Annotated in this window: 11 protein-coding genes; 7 read left to right on the top strand and 4 right to left on the bottom strand. The window is 66.7% G+C overall.

Going from position 1 to position 20,378, the window contains the following annotated elements:
* Nucleotides 1-48: 48 nt before the first annotated feature.
* Nucleotides 49-933: a hypothetical protein gene (locus NLR35_RS17880; protein ID WP_257167841.1), complete on the bottom strand. Its 885-nt coding sequence runs from the start codon at nucleotides 931-933 to the stop codon at nucleotides 49-51.
* A gap of 280 nt (nucleotides 934-1,213) precedes the next feature.
* A complete protein-coding gene (locus NLR35_RS17875) occupies nucleotides 1,214-4,747 on the bottom strand; it encodes an autotransporter domain-containing protein (RefSeq protein WP_257167840.1) in 3,534 nt (1,177 codons plus the stop codon).
* 401 nt (nucleotides 4,748-5,148) lie between these two features.
* Between NLR35_RS17875 and NLR35_RS17870 the strand changes: the two genes are divergently transcribed.
* Nucleotides 5,149-7,296: a tetratricopeptide repeat protein gene (locus tag NLR35_RS17870; RefSeq protein WP_257167839.1), complete on the top strand. Its 2,148-nt coding sequence runs from the start codon at nucleotides 5,149-5,151 to the stop codon at nucleotides 7,294-7,296.
* Nucleotides 7,297-7,442: 146 nt separating this feature from the next.
* Here the strand turns inward: NLR35_RS17870 and NLR35_RS17865 are convergent, their stop codons facing one another.
* Complete coding sequence (locus NLR35_RS17865; protein WP_257167838.1) at nucleotides 7,443-8,495, bottom strand: LLM class flavin-dependent oxidoreductase; 1,053 nt, start codon at nucleotides 8,493-8,495, stop codon at nucleotides 7,443-7,445.
* 905 nt (nucleotides 8,496-9,400) lie between these two features.
* On the opposite strand from NLR35_RS17865, the gene NLR35_RS17860 reads away from it, so the two are divergent.
* A complete protein-coding gene (locus tag NLR35_RS17860) occupies nucleotides 9,401-10,426 on the top strand; it encodes an alpha/beta fold hydrolase (protein WP_257167837.1) in 1,026 nt (341 codons plus the stop codon).
* 13 nt (nucleotides 10,427-10,439) lie between these two features.
* Entirely contained in the window at nucleotides 10,440-11,393 is a 954-nt protein-coding gene (locus NLR35_RS17855) for a fatty acid desaturase family protein (RefSeq protein WP_257167836.1), read from the top strand.
* Nucleotides 11,394-11,657: 264 nt separating this feature from the next.
* Here NLR35_RS17855 and NLR35_RS17850 read toward each other — a convergent pair whose 3' ends face one another.
* Nucleotides 11,658-13,718 (bottom strand): ATP-dependent helicase, encoded by a 2,061-nt coding sequence (locus NLR35_RS17850; RefSeq protein WP_257167835.1) that lies wholly within the window; start codon nucleotides 13,716-13,718, stop codon nucleotides 11,658-11,660.
* A 196-nt stretch (nucleotides 13,719-13,914) separates the two neighbouring features.
* On the opposite strand from NLR35_RS17850, the gene NLR35_RS17845 reads away from it, so the two are divergent.
* The 4 genes from NLR35_RS17845 to NLR35_RS17830 all read left to right on the top strand — a co-directional run bounded on the left by NLR35_RS17845 (nucleotide 13,915) and on the right by NLR35_RS17830 (nucleotide 20,325).
* Nucleotides 13,915-16,230: a Tex family protein gene (locus tag NLR35_RS17845; RefSeq protein WP_257167834.1), complete on the top strand. Its 2,316-nt coding sequence runs from the start codon at nucleotides 13,915-13,917 to the stop codon at nucleotides 16,228-16,230.
* A gap of 139 nt (nucleotides 16,231-16,369) precedes the next feature.
* Nucleotides 16,370-17,014 carry a nucleoside-diphosphate sugar epimerase gene (locus NLR35_RS17840; RefSeq protein WP_257167833.1) on the top strand — a complete coding sequence of 215 codons (645 nt, stop codon included), beginning with the start codon at nucleotides 16,370-16,372 and terminating at the stop codon, nucleotides 17,012-17,014.
* A gap of 279 nt (nucleotides 17,015-17,293) precedes the next feature.
* Nucleotides 17,294-18,274 carry a TRAP transporter substrate-binding protein gene (locus NLR35_RS17835; protein ID WP_257167832.1) on the top strand — a complete coding sequence of 327 codons (981 nt, stop codon included), beginning with the start codon at nucleotides 17,294-17,296 and terminating at the stop codon, nucleotides 18,272-18,274.
* A gap of 17 nt (nucleotides 18,275-18,291) precedes the next feature.
* A complete protein-coding gene (locus tag NLR35_RS17830; RefSeq protein ID WP_257167831.1) occupies nucleotides 18,292-20,325 on the top strand; it encodes a methyl-accepting chemotaxis protein in 2,034 nt (677 codons plus the stop codon).
* Nucleotides 20,326-20,378 lie beyond the last annotated feature (53 nt).

Genomic DNA, 20,378 nt, shown 5'->3' with positions numbered 1-20,378 from the left:
CCGTCCATCGAGCCGAAGGAATACTAAACAACTACGGCTAAAGACGGATTAACGCGTGAGCTGGCGGGACAGCTCGTCTGCCCGGATCAGCCGGCCACCCTTCGGGGCTCCTTCCAAATCATTGACACGAATGAAGAAGTTCTTGCCGGTCGGCTTCACCCGAAGGGCGATGCAGGCCATCTTCTGCGCATTCGTACGATATTTAATGATCTCCACCCGCTGATCAGCAAGGCCGACAGATCCGACCGCGGCGGCACCGACGACGTTGAGACCGGCCATGATCTGGCTGTGAAACCCGCCACTCACCACGCTCGGGTCGAACGAGAACTGCGACCGGTTGCTGCGCCAGTCCCAGCGCAGCGGAGCGTCGAACGTGGTGCTGTCTGTCGTCGCGTCGCATCGGCCGCTGCGGCTGACATATTTGGTGTGGAATTGAGTGAGGCTGCGGCCATCCTCATTGTCAGCCGCGTCATAGCCATAGTCGTGGTACCGGTCATACTCCAGCGCCGAGACCGGTCCCTGAAACGAGGACGGCTCCCTGGCCCGGCGGCAGGAGTCGAATTCGGCCTGTTTGGCGCGATCAAGCTTGATCTGCTTGCGGACGGGCTCGGGATCCTTCTCGCTGGTATCGATCTTCCGGCCGGTCTTGACGACGATCGCGCCCGACCTAGGGTCTTCCTGAAAAAATTCCCGCGCGACGTAGATCAGCTGGACTTCCCTCCCGGAGAGCGAAAGGCCGCTGTCCGGCACGGGTGCCCACGTTCCGGTCTCTGGATCCCGGTAGAACAGCTCCTGTGCAGCAAAGTCACTCATGAGCTGTGCCACAGGGGTGCAGAGATCGGCTTCGGCCGACGCGTGTCCGCTCGGCGCGACCCATGCCAACGCAACAGCAAACAATTGGAACGACGTCGCCCTCGTGAGCTTCCTCATCATAACGGTGCCTCCCTGCCCGCAGCAGATCATATCGCGTCAACCATCGGATGAGAAGATGCGTGCAGCAACCATCGGGCTTGGCGGTGGCTCGATGAGGCAAGGCGACTGTCGCAGCTGGGCGGCTGGGGTAGCGGCCCGTCGCACACCGGACATCGACCGTACTCGCGGGGCGCCGGCGCGGATGGATGTTGCGGGGAGCTGACGACGTGCGTTGCTGGCACTGACGAAAAAGCCGCGTCCTTTCGGACGCGGCTCGTTCGGCGTAACAGATGTGGTCAGCTCACCACTGATAGCGGATCCGCCCCGTCCCGGCCCAAGACGAGGCCTGTGGTGCGAACTGGCCATCGATCTGGCCGGACAGCGTGAGGCGCGAGGTCAGCGCCACCTCTGCCACCCCCGACAGCAGCGCCGAGTCGGCGGCGATGCGGGCGCCTGTCGTGACGAAGCTCGCTCCCGGCAGGGTCTGGAAGGTCGCCGCGACCGAGGCGTCGCGATTGTAGTCGTGGGCCCAGGCGGCGCGGCCGCGCAGCAGGAACGTCTCGGAGATGCGGCGGTCGGCCCAGAGGCCGAGCTCGGTGCGCGGCAGCGTGGTGTCGCGCGCGGCGAAGGTGAGCGCGGAGCCGCCGGCGCCGAGCGAGCTGGTCTCGGTGTAGGACGGCGTCCACACTTGCTGCAGCTGTAGCGCCGCGTAGGGCGTCAGGCTGCTCCAGCCGAGGTCGAAGCGATAGCCGGTCTCGGCGCGGCCTGCGAGCGTCGGCGCCGTGTAGCTCGCCCGCAGCGTCTCGGCGCCGCCGATATTGAGGCTGCGCGTCGTCGACATCCAATGGGCGCCGGCGGCGAGGCTGCCGGACACATAGGCCTGGCCGAAGCGCTTGGTCGCATAGGCCGCGGCCTGGATGAAATCCGAGCTGCCATAGCCGCTGCCCTGCGCGACGCTGAAGCTGGTCTGGCCGCCCGACAGCGCGAAGCCCAAGGTCATGTCGGGCGCCAGCCGATAATCGGCGCCGGTCGCGAGGCCGTAGATCCGCGTCGAGACATCCTGGCTGCCGGCCGTGGCATCGCCGCCGATATGGCCGCCGCCGCCGAACGCCGAGCCCCACATCGCCCAGCTCGGCTCCGTCGGCATTGCCTTGGCGAAGATCCTGCCGGCCTTGGCGGCCGGGCCGCTCGCGTCGGCATAGGCCAGCATCGGCGAGCCGCCGGGGTTCGATCCGGCACCGGAGCGGCCGCTGCCGCCGAAGTCGAGCACGGTGGTCATGAAGCCGGTCATGCTCTGCCCGACGCTCGAGGTGCCGGCCGGCGCGCTCTGGCTGGCGAGCTGGTTCAGCGTGGCGCCGACGCCGGCCGGGGTCTGGAAGTAGATCGATTGCAGCGAGGTGGGCAGCGTGCCGCCCTTGTTCACCGCGGTGTTGAGGGCGTTATAGATCTGCTGGCCGTTGCCGCTGACGCCTGATGTCGGCAGCGACGGCAGCGCCGCCTGCTTGAACATGAGATACGCGTTCTGGCCGTCATAGCTCAAGGTCGGCGTGACGTTGGTGGTGCCGGTGGTCGTGTAGTTGAACCCTGAGAACTGGCCGTTCACACCGCCGCCGGCCGAGACGATCGCGACCTTGCTGCCCGCGGCGTAGAGCCCGCCGGCGAACGTCGCGGTCACCTGGCCATTCAGCGTCGCCGTGCCGGACACGCTGGTCGTGCTGAAGCTGCCGGGCGTGAACTGCAGCGCGTAGGTGGCGCCGCTGGTGAAGGCGAGGCTGCCGAGCACGGTGAGCTGGCCGGCCTGGCCCGTCAGGCCGGCCACGGCCTGATAGCCCGGCGCCAGCGTGCCGGCGATGTTGATGTTGCCGACGGTGCCGAGGCCGCTCAGGGTAGCGCCGGCATTGACGTTGACCGGGCTCGTCACCGTGGCGCCGGCCGCGACGACTAGCGTGCCGCCGGTCACATTGGTGCCGCCGCTGTAGCTGTTGTTGCCGGCGAGCACGAGAGTGCCGCTGCCGCTCTTCGTCAGCGAGCCCGTGCCGGAGATGTCGTTGCTCCAGATGTCGAAGGCGTTGTAGCCGCCCTGCGCGGCATCCATCGTCACCGCGACGGCGCTGTTGAACGCGCCATAGCCATAGGCGGCCTGGTAGAGATTGATACGCCCCCAGCCGTCCCAGGTGTTGCCGTCGAGCAGCGCATAGCCGGACGGCAGCGCCGTGGTCCTCAGGATCTCGGTGCGCTGCGCGTCGCTGAGATAGGGAAAGCGCGTCAGCAACAGCACCTGCGCCTGCACCGGCACGTTCTCCGGCAAGGTCGTGCTGACGCCGGCGAGCTGCAGGCCGTAAGTCATGCGGTAGGTGTAGCTCGACGGAGCGGTGCTGGAGAGATTGACGTCCTTCGAGGCTGCGGCGATCGTCGCCGCGCCGCCCTGCGCCTGCTGGATGCAGGCCTGCACGCTGACCGTGCCGCAGGATGACGAGAGATACGACTGCGTCTGGGTGTAGGCCTGGTAGACGGCGTAGGCGCTGGTGTTGGCGGGGTTGGTCCAGTCGACCCGGTCGCCGTTGGAATCATACAGCGCGTTGTAGATGTTGGTCGCCGCGATCGCGGTCGCGAACACGCGGCCGCCGATGACGTCGAGCGGCGAATGCATGCCGGCGAGGATGCGGTTGTTGCCGAGATCCGCGGCGCGCGCCAGCAGGCTTTGATATTCCTGCGGCACCAGGAAGGCGAGCCCGAGCGCCTGCGTATAGCCCGAATTGGTGTGGCCGCTGATGAAGCCGCCATCGGCATAGGGGTTGGTGCTGTTGATGATCTGCAACAGCGGCGTCGGCACGTTGACGTCGGTCGACAGCCGGTAGGGCCGCGACGCCGCGCCGATGCCGGGCACGTAGTCGCCGACCGCGAACTGCGTCGGCTGCAGCACGCCGTTCGCGATGCTGCCGACATTCGGCACGGTGAGATAGCCCAGGCTGGTGCCATTCGCGGTGTTCTGCGCGTCGATCATCGCCTGGGTCACGGTGAAGCCGCGCACCCAGTTGGTGGCGTTGCCGTACACCGCGGGGATCGTCAGGTTGCCGTAGTAGGTGGGGACGACGATGTTGGCGGTGTCGGCCGTCGTCAGTCCGGTCTTGGTCGTGGCGTTGTAGTTGCCGAAGGCGGCGGCCAGCGGGCTCACCGTGGTCTGGTTCACCGAGGCGCCGAACGCGCCCGGGTTGGTCACCGGCGCGGTCGAGCCCATGTAGCGCTCGAAGGTGCGCTTGCTCGGCTCGGTCGAGGAGTTGGCGCGGACAGTGTTGTTGACGAAGTTGACCGCGGCGGCGAGCGGCGTCGCGCTGCCGTTGCCGAAGGTCGTCGCGCCCCAGCTCGCGCTGTTCAGATAGTTGATATTGGACTGGAAGTTCTGCAGCGTGTACGGCGCGTAGCTCGTGGGCGTCAAGCTGGTCGGCGTGGTGCCGTTCGCCGAGGCGCCGGCGCCGGTCATGAAATAGCCGGTGAGCACGCCGAGCCCGTTCAGCACGCTGTATTGCTGGCTGGTGCGATCGTCGTGGATCGCCTCCAGGGTCTGCGCCGCCGTGCGCGCCTGCGTCATGCGCACCACGGTTGCGAGGTTCTGCTCCATGACGCCCGTGCCGTTGGTCAGCGTCGGATCGTTCAGCATCAGGTTGATGTAGGAATCGACCACGTTGACCATGGTCGAGCCGACCGTCGCCGTGCTCGAATTGGTGAAGTTCACCGGAGGCGTGGTCGGGATGTCGCCGGCCTTGGCGGCGAAGGGCAGCAGCGCCGAGCCCAGCGCGGCATATTTCCAGAACTTCAGACAAGCAGACGACGACATTCCGTACGGTCCCCAGACAGAAAAGATCGATGCCGGAGACGCCTTGGGTGTCCGGCGGGGCCAGCCGCGCACCTGCGACGTTTTGCCCCGCTGCCGTCACTATTGGCCGTTTGTTTCAGATTCTTAACGGATCGTTAGCGACGTCGATTCGTCGGTGTCTGACGCCGGAAAGACACACAATCCCAGCGTCATCGCGATGGTCCCTGCGCCGCGCAGCGCGAGTCTTACCAACGATCTGATGTAGTTCTGGCGGAACTGATGATCAGGGTTGTGCCTGCGTCTGGTGCCGCACGTCACTCGGCTGCGAATGTCGGCTCGCGCATGTTGACGCGTGCAATCTCGCCTGAATTGCGCGTGCCACGCGTTGAACCCTGCATCCGAGTGCGAGACGTGGGGACATCATGGGGGCTGTTGCTGTCGAGCGGCTGCTGGTCGAGGCGGCCGATCACTACAATGCCGGGCGGGCCGGCCCGGCGCGCGCCCTGTGCGGCGACATCCTCGGCGCGGCGCCGGATCATCTGCCGGCGCTGCATCTGTCCGCGATCCTCGCTTTTGCCGACGGCCGCATGGCCGAGGGCGCCGCACTGCTGGCGAGGGTGTTCGCCAGGGATCCCCACCATGCGCCGGCTTACGTGACGCTCGGCGACGCGCTGTCGTTGAAGGGCGAGCATGAAGGCGCGGCGGATGCATTCGCGCGCGCCGCGGCGCTGCGGCCGAGGGATGCTGACATCAGCAGCCGGCTCGGCAGCGCGCTGCTCGAGCTGTCGCGCCTGACCGAGGCCGAGATCGCCTATCGCCTGGCTCTCGCGCTTGATCCTGAGCTGCTGCGCGCGCGCTGGAATCTGGCGCTCGCGCTGGTCAGGCAGGGCCGGCTCGACGAGGCCGAAGCCGCCTATCGCGCTCTGCTCGAACGCGACCCGTGCTATCCCGATGCATGGCGCGCGCTGGCGCAGCTCCTGGCCGATCAGGCGAAGGATGCGGCGGCGGTGCCCGCCTATCAGCAGGCGCTGGCCGCAGCGCCGGCTGATGCGAGCCTTCATTTCGGCCTCGGCGACGTGCTCTACAGGCAGCGCGTCTTCATGGAGGCCGTGAGCCATTATCGCCGCGCCGCCGAGCTCGCGCCCGATGACGTCCATGCCGCGCGGATGCTCGGGCATGCCCTGCACGAGGCCGGACGTCCGGCCGAGGCCGTCGAGGCCTATCGCCGCGCGGCGCTGCGCGATCCCACCGACGTCGTCGTGCTCAGCAATCTCGGCGCCTGCCTGTGCGGCATCGGCCAGCTCGGCCCGGCGATGGCTGCGTGCGAGCATGCGCTGGCGCTGCAGCCCGATCATGCTCTGGCCCACACCAATCTCGGCATCATCCATGAGAGGCGTGGCGAGATCGCTGAGGCCGTCGCAGCGCATCGCCGCGCGGTCGCCGCCGATCCCGCCTATGCCAAGGGTCACGCCAATCTCGCGGTGGCCTTGCGCAACGCGGGCGACATCGATGCCGCACTGGCGGCGTCGCATCAGGCGATCGCGCTCGCGCCGGACGATGCGATGGCGCGCTACAATCACGCGCATTTCCTGCTGATGTGCGGCGATCTCGCGAACGGCTTTGCCGAGCATCGCTGGGGCCGCGACTGCGCCGAGCTCTCTGCGGGCATGCCGCGCTTCGATGCGCCGGAGTGGCAGGGCGAGCCGCTTGCGGGGCGCACACTGCTGCTGTTCGCCGAATACGGCATCGGCGATGCGCTGCAATTCGTGCGTTATGTGGACCGCGTCAGGACGATGGGCGGCACGATTGTGCTGCAGGTGCAGCCGGCGATCGCATCGCTGCTGCGCGGCCTCGACGGCGTCACCGTCGTCGCGCGCGGCGAGCCGTTGCCGCCATTCGACCTGCAGCTGCCGCTGATGGATCTGCCGCGCATCTTCGGCACGACGTTGGAGACGATTCCGGCGGATGTGCCCTATCTCGCCGCCGATCCGATCAAGGTCGCGGCCTGGCGCAACGTGCTCGGCCGCGCGCCCGAGCTCAAGGTCGGCGTGGTCTGGGCCGGCAATCCGCGGCACAAGGGCGACCGCCAGCGCTCGCTCGCCGCGCGCGATGTGATGCCGCGCTTGGTCATGCCGGGCGTGCAGCTGTATTCGCTGCAGAAGGAGCCGCGGCCCGACGATGCCCCCGCGCTGCTCGATCTCGGCACCGACGTCATCGACCTCGCGCCGCTGCTCAGGGATTTCGCCGAGACCGCGGCCGCCGTCGCCGCGCTCGACTTGGTGATCTCGGTGGATACGTCCGTGGCGCATCTCGCCGGCGCGCTCGGCCGCCCGGTCTGGGTGCTGCTGCCCTACGCCCTCGACTGGCGCTGGCTGCGCGACCGCGCCGACACGCCGTGGTATCCGACCATGCGGCTGTTCCGACAGGAGAGGCCGATGGCGTGGGACGGCGTGCTGGCGCGGGCCGCCGAGCAGCTGGCGCGCGTGGCGGCCGGCGAGTGGGAGCTGTTATTGCCGAACGGTCTATCCAAGCCTCCGGCTGTCGTCCCGGCCTTGAGCCGGGACCCATAACCACAGGCCGCTCTTCGGCGAAGAACGACGCTCAGCGTGCCCTTCATAAAGATCACGCGGTATGGGTCCCGGCGCGGAGGCCGGGACGACAGCGGTGGGTGTCGCGCGAGCCGCGGCCGACTCAAGCGCCCGCGCGGCCACGCTGATCAGGCCGCCGGCGCCGCTTGCTCCGCCAGCAACTCACGCACCCGCGGCACCACCGCCTTGCCGTACAGCTCGATGCTGCGCATCAGCTTGGCGTGCGGCAGTGGACCGGCGGAGTATTTCAGCTGAAAGCGCGACAGGCCGAGCGCCTTGATCGTGGCGGCGATCTTCCGCGCCACGGTCTCCGGCGAGCCGACATAGAGCGAGCCGTGATCGGCCTCCTGCACGAACTCGTCGCGGCCCATCGGCGGCCAGCCGCGCTCGCGGCCGATGCGGTCGCGCATGGTCTTGTAGTCGGGCCACAGCTCCTCGCGCGCCTGCTCGTCGCTGTCGGCGACGTAGCCCGGCGAATGCACGCCGATCGGATTCATCGCACGGCCGAACTGCTTGATGGCCCGGTGATAGAGGTCGACATAGGGCGCGAACCGCCGGGGATCACCGCCGATGATCGCCAGCATCAGGGGCAGCTCGTAATGAGCCGCGCGCACCACCGATTCAGGGCTGCCGCCGACGCCGATCCAGGCCTTCAGCCGGCCATGCTCGACCGGCGGATAGACGAGTTGATCCTTCAGCGGCGGGCGCAGATTGCCCTGCCAGGTCAGCGGCTGCTGCGGCAGCAGGCTGACGAACAGATCGAGCTTCTCTTCGAACAGCGCCTCATAGTCCTTCAGGTCGAAGCCGAACAGCGGGAAGGATTCCGTGAACGAGCCTCGGCCGAGGATCACCTCGGCGCGGCCGCCTGAGACCGCGTCGAGCGTCGAAAAGCGCTGGAACACGCGGATCGGATCGTCCGAGCTCAGCACGGTCACCGCCGAGCCGAGCTTGATCGTCGTGGTCCGCGCCGCGATCGCCGCCAGCGCCACCTCCGGCGCCGAGATCGCGAAATCGCCGCGATGGTGCTCGCCGAGCCCGATGAAGTCGAGCCCGAGTTGATCGGCCAGCACCGCCTCCTCGACGACGTCGCGGATCACCTGGGCGTGAGAGGCGACCGCGCCGTCAGCGCCGCGCGTGACGTCGCCGAAAGTGTCCAGGCCGAATTCGAGTGCTGTGGTCATGTGCCATTCCATTGCGTCGCGCCGTCATACGGCGTCCCGCTGTCAGCTGGAAGGGGCGGAACGGGTTTGCAAGCAGGGGATGGCGAAACACAGGGTTTCGATGAGCATCTCTCTGCGACGACAGGCTCGCGGCCACGCTCAAAAGCCACACTCCCCGTCATTCCGGGGCAATCGGCAGCGCGCAGGCGCAAAGCGCCTGTGTGTTGACGATTGAACCCGGAATCCAGAGGTGGGGATGAACAATCTCGAGATTCCGGGTTCAAGGCCTGCGGCCTTGCCCCGGAATGACGGTGCCCATGCGGTTTGCGAAGAAGCCGCTTGAGCCCAAAAATTCATCTTTCGTTTTTCCGAAAATTATGCTCTACTGCGCCCATCCCGCCTCATCGATGAGGGGCGTACGCGCGGTCGTCACGAGACGCGAGGCGGGGATGCGGTGGCCGTGGCGGGTCGCAGCGTGACGCATGTCGCGCCGACGAACGATCCGCAGCGGACGGTCAAGCCGTGTGGTCCTGGCCTCCCGAAGCTGAGGCCAAGCCGGTGGAGCGATCCATTGGCGACGGGGGCAAGACAGCCGGTCCCCGGGGAGAGCACGGAGCAGCCGTAAGCCCATCGCGCAGGGAATGCCGGATTGTCGGCTGAACCTGTGGTACCTGCCGCCTGCATTTTTTTCCGCAGGCGGGCCATGGGTGAGGCCTTCACCCGGCATTCCCTGCGCCCTCATCTTTCGAGGGTGTTCCATCCGGCAAGACTCGGGCGCAACCCGCCGCGAGAGCACGAACGCGTGGCCGCAGCGGACACGAGGCGGCGCGCGCCTCCTGCGCGGTCATGCCATGCCAAAAAATGGGCGTGTGGGTCGGCCGCGCATCACCTAGGCTCGAGCGGAATCGTCAGACGGGATCACGCGCATGGTGGCAGGCAGGGACTATCAGATCTACGAGGCAGGCGATGTCGTGCTGCAGTCGGGCGCAACGTTCCCGTCGCTACGGCTCGCCTACAAGACCTATGGCACGCTGAATGCGGCCAAGGACAACGTCATCCTCTATCCGACCTCGTTCGGCGCCCAGCATACTGACACCGAATGGCTGATCGGACCCGGCGGCATTCTCGACTCCGACAAATACTTCATCATCATCCCAAACCTGTTCGGCAACGGCCTGTCGTCGTCGCCCTCGAACACGCCGGTGGGTGAGACGCCGTTCCCGGCGTTCAGCTATCACGATGCGATCGCGGCGCAGCGGCGGCTGCTGGAGGAGCAGTTCGGCGTCAGGAAGCTCGCGCTGGTGTATGGCTGGTCGATGGGCGGCATGCAGGCCTATCACTGGGCTGCTCTCCACCCGGACATGGTCGAGCGCGCCGCGGTCGTCTGCGGCAGCGCGCGCTGTTCGCCCTACAATCATCTGTTCCTCGACGCCGTGAAGGCGGCGCTGACGGCCGATCCTGCGTTCCAGAACGGCCGCTTCGTCGAGAAGCCCGTGGCCGGCCTGCGCGCCATGGGCCGCATCTATGCCGGCTGGGCGATGTCCTACGAGTTCTATCGCGACGCGGTCTGGCGCGAGCAGGGCTTTGCCTCGCAGGAGGACTATCTCGCCGCCACCTGGGACACCGCCTTCGCGCATCGCGACGCCAACAATCTGCTGACACAGATCGCGATCTGGCAAAGCGGCGACATCAGCAATTGCGCGGCGTTCTCAGGCGATCTCGATCGGGCGCTGGCGGCGATCACGGCGCGCATGCTGCTGATGCCCGGGCAGACCGACCGCTATTTCGACTGGCGCGACAATGAGCGCGAGCTGCCGAAGCTGGTCAACGCCCGCTCCGCCGCGCTGCGGCCGATCCCATCGGTCCACGGCCACCGCGCCGGCAATCCCGTCCGCATTCCGGCCGACCGCGACTTCATCAAAGCCAACGTTTCGACCCTTCTCCAGAGCTGAGCCCCGATCTGTGATGACCGATGTGCCCACCGACGAATTCGCGCCTCGCCCGAAGCTGCTGACACCAATGGTGTTGCAGCAGCTCTGCACGCGCTCCAACCTGAAGGGCGCGCTGCGCACGCTCAGCCATTACGGCGCGATCATCACCATGGGGGCGCTGATCGGAGTGATCGCCTCGACCTATGGCGTGCTGTGGACGCTGCCCTTGCTGCCGGTGCAGGGCGTGCTGATCGCGTTCCTGTTCATGGCGGTGCATGAGACGGCGCACAAGACCGCGTTCGACAGCCGCCGGCTGAACGTCGCGATCGGCAATCTCTCCGGCTTCCTGATCGGGCTGCCCTACGAATATTACTGCCTGTTCCACTGGGAGCATCACCGCCACACCCAGGATCCCCAACGCGATCCCGAACTGATCGTCGGGCCCAAGCCGCGCTCGGAAACGCAACTCGCGATCGCCTATTCCGGCCTGGTCCAGGTCGCCGGCCGTCTCAGGCTGGTGTTGAAGCATGCCATCACGGGGGAGGTGACCGTGCCGTGGGTGCCCGCCGGCCGCCGCGCGATCATCGTGCGCGAGGCGCGCGCCTATGTCGCCGGCTATGCGCTGCTCCTGTTCGGCTCACTCGCGCTGCACAGCGCGCTGCTGCTGTGGGTCTGGGTGCTGCCGCTGCTATTGGGACAGATGGTGTTGCGGCCCTATCTCTACGCCGAGCACACCGGCTGCGATCACACAAGAAGCGCCTTCCACAACACCCGCACCACCTTCACCACGCAGGCGGTGCACTGGCTCGCCTGGAACATGCCCTACCACGTCGAGCACCACGCCTATCCGGCGGTGCCGTTTCACGCGCTGCCGCAGCTGCATGCGATCGTGGATGGCGAGATCAAGTATCGTGGGCAGGGCTATGTGGCCGTGACGAGGCAGACCTGGGCGTGGTTTCGCGCGCATTTTGATGGGGCGAACCCCTGAAGCAAATGAGTTCGCGCTTAAGCCATCGCCACGCAGACGGTGCACCCTCTCCCCCAAGGCGAAGCAAAAGCTTCGCCAGGGTGGGAGAGGGTGGCTTTCATGCGAAGCATGAAAGCCGGGTGAGGGGTTGCCACGAACTCAGGCCCGAATTCGAGGAACGAACCCCTCACCCGAGTGAGTATGCCGTTGATAGCTGCGATGCCCTCTCCCACAAGGGAAAGGGCGCAGTCATTGGCATCGCATAAGTGTTGCCGGTGAGTCAGTTCACCGCCACCGCTCGCGCATCCGCGCGCCAAGATCGATGCGCGGCCCTGAACTCGCATATCCCGCTCCAGCCTGCACCTTCGGCCAGCTCACGCGCTCGAACAGTGGCACCAGGGCTTCCGGAATGAACCGCGTGCGCGAGGCGTAGACATGGCGATCGCCGCGCACCGGTTGGCCGTGAACGAAGAAGCGCTGCGGCACCAGGAGATGCAGGTCGTCCTTGGCGCGGGTCATCGCGACATAGAGCAGCCGGCGTTCCTCCTCCAGTTCGGCATTCGAGCCGGCGCCGAGATCGGACGGCATGCAGCCGTCGACGACGTTGAGCACGTGCACCGCGTTCCACTCCATGCCCTTGGCGGAATGGATGGTGGAGAGGATCAGATAGTCGTCGTCAAGCAGCGGCACGCCGGCCTGGTCGGATGTCGCGTCGGGGGGATCGAGCGTCAGCTCGGTGAGAAAACGCTCGCGCGAGGGATAGCCGCTGGCGATCTGCTCGAGCTGCAACAGGTCGGCGCTACGCACCTCCGCATCCTCGTGCACGCGCTCGAGATGCGGCTGGTACCAGTGCCTCACGCGCTCGATGTCGGCGGGCCAATCGGAGATCCGCAATTGGTCCAGCGTGCGCACGAACGCCGCCCAATCCTCGCCCGCGCGGGGCGGCGCAGGCTGTACGCACAACGCGCCGATCGGATCGGCGCTCTCGGCGGCGGCATCGAGCAGTCGCTGCGCCGAGGCCGGACCGATGCCGGGAATGAGATGCAGCACGCGAAAGCCGGCGATGCGGTCGCGCGGGTTTTCGATGAAGCGCAGGCAGGCCAGCATGTCCTTGACATGCGCCGCATCGAGAAACTTCAGCCCGCCGAACTTCACGAACGGGATGTTGCGCCGGGTCAGCTCGATCTCCAGCGGGCCCGAGTGCGAGGACGTGCGGAACAGCACCGCCTGCTGTTTCAGCACGATGCCTTCCTCGCGCTTGGCCAGCACCTGCTCGACGATGTAACGCGCCTGGTCGGCCTCGTCGCGCACGGTCACCAGCTGCGGCTTCCGCGAGGCCGTGCGGTCGGTCCACAAATTCTTGGTGAAGCGCTCGCGCGCCAGCCCGATCACGGCGTTGGCAGCCGAGAGGATCGGCTGCGTCGAGCGGTAGTTGCGGTCGAGCGTGACGATGTCGGCGCGTGGCCTGAACTGATCGGGAAATTCCAGGATGTTGCGCACGGTCGCGGCGCGGAACGCGTAGATCGACTGCGCGTCGTCGCCGACCACCGTGAGCCCGGCGCCATCAGGCTTCAATCCCAGCAGGATCTGCGATTGCAGCCGGTTCGTGTCCTGATACTCGTCGACCAGGACGTGATCGAAGCGATCGCCGATCTCGCGGGCGATCAGTTCGTCGGCCATCATCTGCGCCCAGTAGAGCAGCAGGTCGTCGTAGTCGAGCACGGCGTTGGCCTGCTTCGCCTCGACATAGGCGGCGAACAGCCCTTTCAGCTCGCTCGCCCATTCGGCGCACCAGGGAAAATGCCGCACCAGCGCTTCGTCCAGAGGCATGTCGGCATTGACGCAGCGCGAGTAGATCGCGAGGCAAGTTCCCTTCGTCGGAAAGCGCCGTTGCGTGTTCGACAGGCCGCGCTCATGCCGCACCAAATTCATCAGGTCGGCGGAATCCTCACGATCATGGATCGTGAATACGGGATCGAGGCCGATGCGCTCCGCATGCTCGCGCAGCATGCGCGCGCCGAGGCCGTGAAACGTGCCGGCCCAGGTCAGCCCCGCCGTGATCGCTTCCGCGTGGCTGCCAAGTACCTTGCGCGCGATGCGCTCGACACGCCGGCTCATTTCGCCGGCCGCACGGCGCGAAAATGTCATCAGCAGGATGCGGCGCGGATCGGCGCCGTTGACCAGCAGATGCGCGACGCGATGGGCCAATGTGTTCGTCTTGCCCGAGCCGGCACCGGCGATGATCAGCAGCGGCGGTCCCGGTGCGGCCAACGCACCGCCGTGCTCGACGGCGCGGCGCTGCTCCGGATTGAGATCGTCGAGATATGTCGCGGCCGTTGCCTGCACGAATCGCCCCTCAGCTCACAAGAATCAGCGATTTGCGCCATGCGCGCAACGACATGGCCCGCTTGCGGCAGCGTTTTACATGATTCGCAACCGGTCTTTTTTGCCACGGTTGCCCACAGAGCGCTCCGGCCCCGCTTGCGCCGGCGCGCGCGGACTCCTATCCAATCAGCCCCGTCACGAATCTCGGAAGAACACCGTGTCGAATTTTGCCTCCATCATCGCTGCTGAGCTCTCTGTCAGGGACGCCCAGGTCCAGGCCGCGATCGACCTGCTCGACGGCGGCGCGACCGTTCCGTTCATCGCGCGCTACCGCAAGGAAGCGACCGGCATGCTCGATGACACGCAGCTGCGTACTCTGGAGGAGCGGCTGCGATACTTGCGCGAGATGGATGCACGGCGCACCGCGATCATCGAGAGCATCAAGTCGCAGGGCAAGATGACGCCGGAGATCGAGCTGGCGCTGGCGACCGCCGACACCAAGGCGCGACTGGAAGACATCTATCTGCCGTTCAAGGAGAAGCGCCGCACCAAGGCGCAGATCGCCAAGGAGGCCGGACTCGAGCCGCTCGCCGACATGCTCATCGGCGATCCCATGAAGAATCCGGAAGACGAAGCCAAGGCGTTCATCAAGAAGGACGGCGACAATCCGGTCAAGGACGTCAAGGCCGCGCTCGACGGCGCGCGCGCGATCCTGGTCGAACGCTTCGCCGAGCACGCCGACCTCGTCGGCTCGCTGCGCGAGGAGATGTGGACCCGCGGCGCCGTGAAGTCGTCGGTGCGCCACGGCAAGAAGACCGAGGGCGCCAAGTTCGCCGACTATTTCGATTTCTCCGAGCCGTTCACCAAGCTGCCCTCGCACCGCATCCTGGCGATGCTGCGCGGCGAGAAGGAAGAGGTGCTGCAGCTCGATTTCGGCGATGGCGAGCCGGAGGATTCGAAGGATCCGTCGCTGTATGAGAACCGCATCGCGGTGACCTTCGGCATCTCGCGTCAGGGCCGCCCCGCCGATCAGTTCCTGTCGGACTCCGTGCGCTGGGCCTGGCGCACCCGCATCAAGACCTCGCTCGCGCTCGATGTCCGCATGCGGCTGTGGCAGGAGGCGGAGAAAGAGGCGGTGCGCGTCTTCGCCGCGAACCTGCGCGATCTCCTGCTCGCCGCCCCCGCCGGCGGCCGCGCCACGCTCGGCCTCGATCCGGGCTTCCGCACCGGCGTCAAGGTCGCGGTCATCGACCGCACCGGCAAGTTCGTCGACCATGCCACGATCTATCCGCACGAGCCGCAGCGGCAGTGGAACGAGAGCATGCTCACCTTGGCGCAGCTCTGCATCAAGCATCGCATCGAGCTGGTCGCGATCGGCAACGGCACGGCCTCGCGTGAGACCGAGAAGCTGGTCAACGACCTGATGAAGCTGAAGCCCGACCTCAAGCTGACCAAGGCGATCGTGTCGGAAGCCGGCGCGTCGGTCTATTCGGCCTCGGAATTCGCCGCCAAGGAATTCCCCAATCTCGACGTCTCGATCCGCGGCGCGGTCTCGATCGCACGCCGCCTGCAGGATCCGCTCGGCGAGCTCGTCAAGGTGCCGCCGGCCTCGATCGGCGTCGGCCAGTATCAGCACGATCTCAACCAGTACGAGCTGGCGCGCGCACTCGACGCCACCGTCGAGGACTGCGTGAACGCGGTCGGCGTCGATCTCAACACCGCCTCTGCGCCGCTGCTGGCGCGCGTTTCCGGCATCGGCGAGACGCTCGCCCAGAACATCGTCGCGCATCGCGACGCGAACGGTCCGTTCCCGACCCGCGACAAGCTCAAGGAAGTCCCGCGTCTTGGACCGAAGGCGTTCGAGCAGTGCGCCGGCTTCCTGCGCATCCGCGACGGCGACAATCCGCTCGATGCCTCGGGCGTGCACCCCGAATCCTATCCGGTCGTGAAGAAGATCCTCGAAGCGACCAAGAGCGACATCAAGGTGCTGATCGGCGAGACCAAAACCCTGAAGGCGCTCAATCCGGCGAAGTTCGCCGACGAGCGCTTCGGCGTGCCGACGGTCACCGACATCATCAAGGAGCTGGAGAAACCCGGCCGCGACCCGCGCCCGGAGTTCAAGACCGCGACCTTCCAGGAGGGCGTCGAGAAGATCACGCATCTCAAGCCCGGCATGATCCTGGAGGCGACCGTGACCAACGTCGCCGCGTTCGGCGCGTTCGCCGATATCGGCGTGCACCAGGACGGCCTGATCCACATCTCGGCGATGTCCGAGAAGCGCATCAACGATCCGCGCGAGGTGGTGAAGCCGGGGCAGGTCGTGAAGGTGAAGGTGCTCGACGTCGACGTTCCGCGCAACCGCATCTCGCTGACGCTTCGCCTGTCCGATCCGCTGCCCGCCAAGGGCGAGAAGCGCACCAGTGCGCGGCCTCCGGCGGCGGCGCGCATGACCACGCGCGAGGAGAAGCCGTCGGGCGGCGGCGCCTTCGCCGCGGCGCTGGCGAAGGCTCAGGAGCGTCGCAAGGGCGCCTGAGGCGCTTCGCTCTGCCTCGTGACGACAACGCGCCGCGGCATGATGTCATTCCGCGGCGCCGAGCTGAAAAGTCCGGGCCGCTTTTCGTTCGGCTCGACGATGCCTATCTCCTTCGGCGGGCGTAGTCTGAGGACAGGTGATGGCGAACCGCACCGTGATCATTGCTGGAGCCACCGGCCTTGTCGGCCGCGAGCTTTTGCGCGGCCTGCTCGCCGATCCCTTCGTCGATCACGTCCATGTCGTCGGCCGCCGGGCGCCTCCGGTGGTTGCGCCGAAGCTGACGGCTCATATCGTCGATTTCGCCGCGCTGACGCCTCTGCCATCAGCTGATGAGCTTTATCTGGCGCTCGGAACGACCATCAAGGTCGCCGGCAGCCAGGCCGCGTTTCGTGCGGTCGATCACGACGCCAACCTCGCCGTCGCCAAGGCGGCGCTTGCTGGAGGCACCAGGCGCGTCGGGCTCGTCAGCGCGATGGGCGCCGATGCCAAGTCGCGCATCTTCTACAGCCGCGTGAAAGGTGAGCTCGAAGAGGATCTGGGCGCGCTGCCCTTCGCTGGGCTTGTCATCGCACGGCCCTCGCTGCTCATGGGCCCGCGGGAAGAGCTGGGGCAGCCGGCCCGTCCGGGCGAGGCCTGGGGCAATGCGCTCAATACCATCGTCGGCTTTCTCATCCCGCCGAACTACAAGCCCATTCCCGCCTCGGATGTCGCGCAGGCGCTGCTGTCGACCGTTCCGACCGCTGCCGGCGTCAAGGTCCTCCTATCAGGTGAAATGCGCAGATAGTTGCGCGCGTTACCCTTGCGGTCCGGCTCGGTGTTTCTATTTATCAGAATTATGGGGCGCCCGGGTCTCCCCCGGACGGTCCTGATGGCTGTGCATGGCTCCGTAGTTTTACGGGGCGGGCCGGTCGATGAGATCCGCCTGTTAGTTCCGCGAAGCGGGCCGATCCCTTTGATTAACTTAGGATACTATCGAAGCCATATTTCGGCATGATCCCGCTTTTAACACCTTAACCATATCTGCCTGCTACGACTGCCAGGAGAACAACGAGCTCGGGATCTCATGCGCAGACAGCTTCGAGACATTTTTGTTGCCGGACTGATGACGACGGCGCTGCTCGGCCTGCATCCAGCTGCAGCTTCGACTCGAATGGTCTCGCTGGTATTCAATTCTCAGCCGCAAAATCCACAGCAGATCGGGTCCGACGAGTTTCGGACCAGGCTGCAGGCCCTCGCTGGAAAGAAGCTGATCATCGACGAACGAGCCGGCAATTCGTTCGGCAGCGAGGCGGGCGTCCTCGCGGCAACTCGCACCGGAGCGGTCGACATCTCCGTGGTGTCCGGCGGCATCGCCAGCGCCGTGGTCCCGGAACTGGGCGTCTTCGACATCCCCTTCCTGTTTCGCGACACCGCGCACGCCAAGGCCGTCGCCACCGGCCCCGTCGCTGCCGCGATCGGCGCCAAGTTCGCCGACAAGGGACTGGTGCTGCTCGCCCTCGGCAAGCAGGGCTTCCGCAATCTGACCAACTCGAAGCGGCCCGTTCGGTCCGTCGATGACGTCAAGGGTCTGAAGATCCGCGTCATCCCCAATCCGGTCTATCAGATGACGTTCAAGGCGCTGGGCGCCGAGGTGCTGCCGATGGACTTTCCGCTGGTCTACGCGGCGCTCAAGGACGGGCGCCTCGACGGCCAGGAGAATCCCGTGGCGACGATCGCCGCCAATCGGTTCGAGGAAGTTCAGAAATATCTGACCCTCACCGGCCACTTCTTTGCGCCGATCGCCTTCGTCGCCAATCGCGCGACATTCGAGCAGCTCGACGCAAGCGAGCGCGACGCTCTGATCACAGCCGCCAAGGCGGCCGCAGAGGTGACGTGGCAGGCGCAGTTGGATGCCGAGAAGCTCGCCGAGCTGCGCAAGGGCGGCATGGAGGTGATCGAGACGTTCGACCGCAAGACCTTCGTCGATGCAGTCAAGCCGCTCGACCCGGAATTCGAAAAGCGCTTCGGCAAGGAGCTGCTCGCCACCATCAGGTCCACGCCGTGAATCAGTCGGGCAATCCCATGAAATTTTCTTCGATGTTGTCGTGGATCGGCATCCGTCCCCGGATCTTCGGCGGCTTTGCGCTGATCCTGAGCTTCCTGGTGCTGCTCGGCGGCTTCGCCATGAGCCAGGTCGGGCGGATCGGCGGAACGGTCGACGAGCTCGTCACCAGCGCGGCCGGTGATGCCGGCATGTCGCAGGTCCGCGCGGCGTTGCTCACGGCCAACAGCGCCGTCGAGAAGTTCATCCGCACCTGGAGCGTCGGTGACAAGGATGCCGCTGGCAAGGCCATCGATGCGGTCGCCGGTCTTGCCGACGAGGTCGAGAAGCAGTCGGGCAAGCTGAAGGTGATCGCCGACGGCGCCGCGCCGGTGCGCAGCGCGCTCGCGAGTTATCGCGCGTCGTTCGCCGCGGCCGCAGAAGCCGTCGACCGCCTGCGTGCGGCCTCGACCAAGACCGACACGCTCGGCGCCGTCGCTGGCGTCAATGTCGGCGGCATCCAGGTCGCCCTCGCCAATCGTGCAGGCCGCGAGCCTCTGCTCAATCCCCTGCGCCTCGCCAGCGTCGTCGATGCGTCGCGCGTTTCGGTGATGCGCTACACCAGCACTTTGTCGCCGAACGACGCCGAGGACGCCAAGCTCACCTTTGTCTACGCCAAGCTGGCGCTCGCCGATACCGAAGCCGAGATCGCCGATATCGATGATGCCAAACTGAAGGCGCTGGTCGCGGCGCTGAAGGACGCCGTGACGGCTGACGCGACCGCGCTCGACGACGTGACGAAGGTCGCGGCCGATCTGCGCGCCAAGCAGGGCGAACTCGCCAAGGCCAGTGCGTCGATCGAGGCGCAGGTCGGTCAGATCAACCGGCAGCTCGATACGGCCCGCAAGGAGCAGGCTGCGAAGACGGGAGTGGCGGTTCAGGAAACCAAGCAGACCATCATCGTAACGGCAGCAGGAGCGGTCGTGTTCGGCGCCGTGCTGGCGTGGCTCATCGGCGCCAGCGTGTCCGGCCCGATCCGCAGCATGACGGAACGGATGCAGTCGCTGGCCTCGGGCGAGCTGGAGCAGCCGATTCCCGGTGGCGAGCAGCGCGACGAGATCGGCCGGATGGCGCGCGCGGTCGAGGTGTTCCGCGACAATGCGCTTGCCGTGCGCCGCATGGAGCAGGAGGCTGCCGCGCAGCGCGAGGCTGCGGAAGCCGAGCGGGCGCGCATGATGGCCGATCTCGCCGGCCGCTTCGAACAGGGCATGCAGGGCGTGATCACCGGCGTCGGTGGGCGCGCGAGCGAGATGGGCCAGAGCGCCAAGGAGCTGGCGCAGGTGGCCGAGCGCGGCCGGGGCCTCGCGGAGGCGGTGGCGAGCCGCGCCGAGCAGGCGTCGGTCAACGTGCAGACCGTCGCATCTGCGACCCAGGAGCTCGCGGCCTCGATCCGCGAGATCTCCGGCCAGGTGCAGCGCTCGGTGGCCGTGTCGAGCCGCGCGACGCAGGAGACCGAACGCACGTCAGAGCTGATCAACGGCCTGTCCAGCGCTGCGGAGCGGATCGGCACGATCGTGCAGCTGATCCAGGCGATCGCGAGCCAGACCAATCTGCTGGCGCTGAATGCGACCATCGAGGCGGCGCGCGCCGGCGAGGCGGGCAGGGGCTTTGCGATCGTCGCGAGCGAGGTGAAGAACCTGGCCTCGCAGACGGCGCAGGCCACCGAACAGATCTCGAGCCAGATCGCCACCATCCAGAGCGCGACCGGGGAGACGGTGGGGGCGATCGCGCAGTTCGGCACGACCGTGCGCGAAATCGCGGAGATCTCCAACGCCATTGCGGCGGCGGTGGAGCAGCAGGGCGCCGCGACCAGCGAGATCGCCCGCAATGTCGAACAGGCCGCCAGCGGGACCGCAGCGGTGACGCAGGAGATCGGCGACGTCAAGGCGGTCGCCGGCCAGACCGATGCCGGCGCCGAGGCCGCGCTCACCGCGGCCGCCGCGCTACAACAGCAGGCGGCGTCGCTGCGCAGCAATGTCGCCGATTTCCTGCAGACGATCCGGACCGCGGCCTGAGCCGTCGCGGGGTTGAGACTGATGGAATTGACTCAAGGCGAGCGCGCTCACAA

The organism is Bradyrhizobium sp. SRS-191, assembly GCF_024586915.1.
In the GTDB taxonomy this organism is placed as follows: Bacteria; Pseudomonadota; Alphaproteobacteria; order Rhizobiales; family Xanthobacteraceae; genus Bradyrhizobium.
This window is presented reverse-complemented; position numbering and strand designations above follow the sequence as displayed.

Excerpts from the sequence above, each read along its gene's own strand:
- NLR35_RS17830 (WP_257167831.1), top strand. The coding sequence starts at position 18,292 with ATGAAATTTTCTTCGATGTTGTCGTGGATCGGCATCCGTCCCCGGATC.
- NLR35_RS17880 (WP_257167841.1), bottom strand. The coding sequence starts at position 933 with ATGATGAGGAAGCTCACGAGGGCGACGTCGTTCCAATTGTTTGCTGTT.
- NLR35_RS17835 (WP_257167832.1), top strand. The coding sequence starts at position 17,294 with ATGCGCAGACAGCTTCGAGACATTTTTGTTGCCGGACTGATGACGACG.
- NLR35_RS17875 (WP_257167840.1), bottom strand. The coding sequence starts at position 4,747 with ATGTCGTCGTCTGCTTGTCTGAAGTTCTGGAAATATGCCGCGCTGGGC.
- NLR35_RS17870 (WP_257167839.1), top strand. The coding sequence starts at position 5,149 with ATGGGGGCTGTTGCTGTCGAGCGGCTGCTGGTCGAGGCGGCCGATCAC.
- NLR35_RS17860 (WP_257167837.1), top strand. The coding sequence starts at position 9,401 with ATGGTGGCAGGCAGGGACTATCAGATCTACGAGGCAGGCGATGTCGTG.
- NLR35_RS17865 (WP_257167838.1), bottom strand. The coding sequence starts at position 8,495 with ATGACCACAGCACTCGAATTCGGCCTGGACACTTTCGGCGACGTCACG.
- NLR35_RS17855 (WP_257167836.1), top strand. The coding sequence starts at position 10,440 with ATGACCGATGTGCCCACCGACGAATTCGCGCCTCGCCCGAAGCTGCTG.
- NLR35_RS17840 (WP_257167833.1), top strand. The coding sequence starts at position 16,370 with ATGGCGAACCGCACCGTGATCATTGCTGGAGCCACCGGCCTTGTCGGC.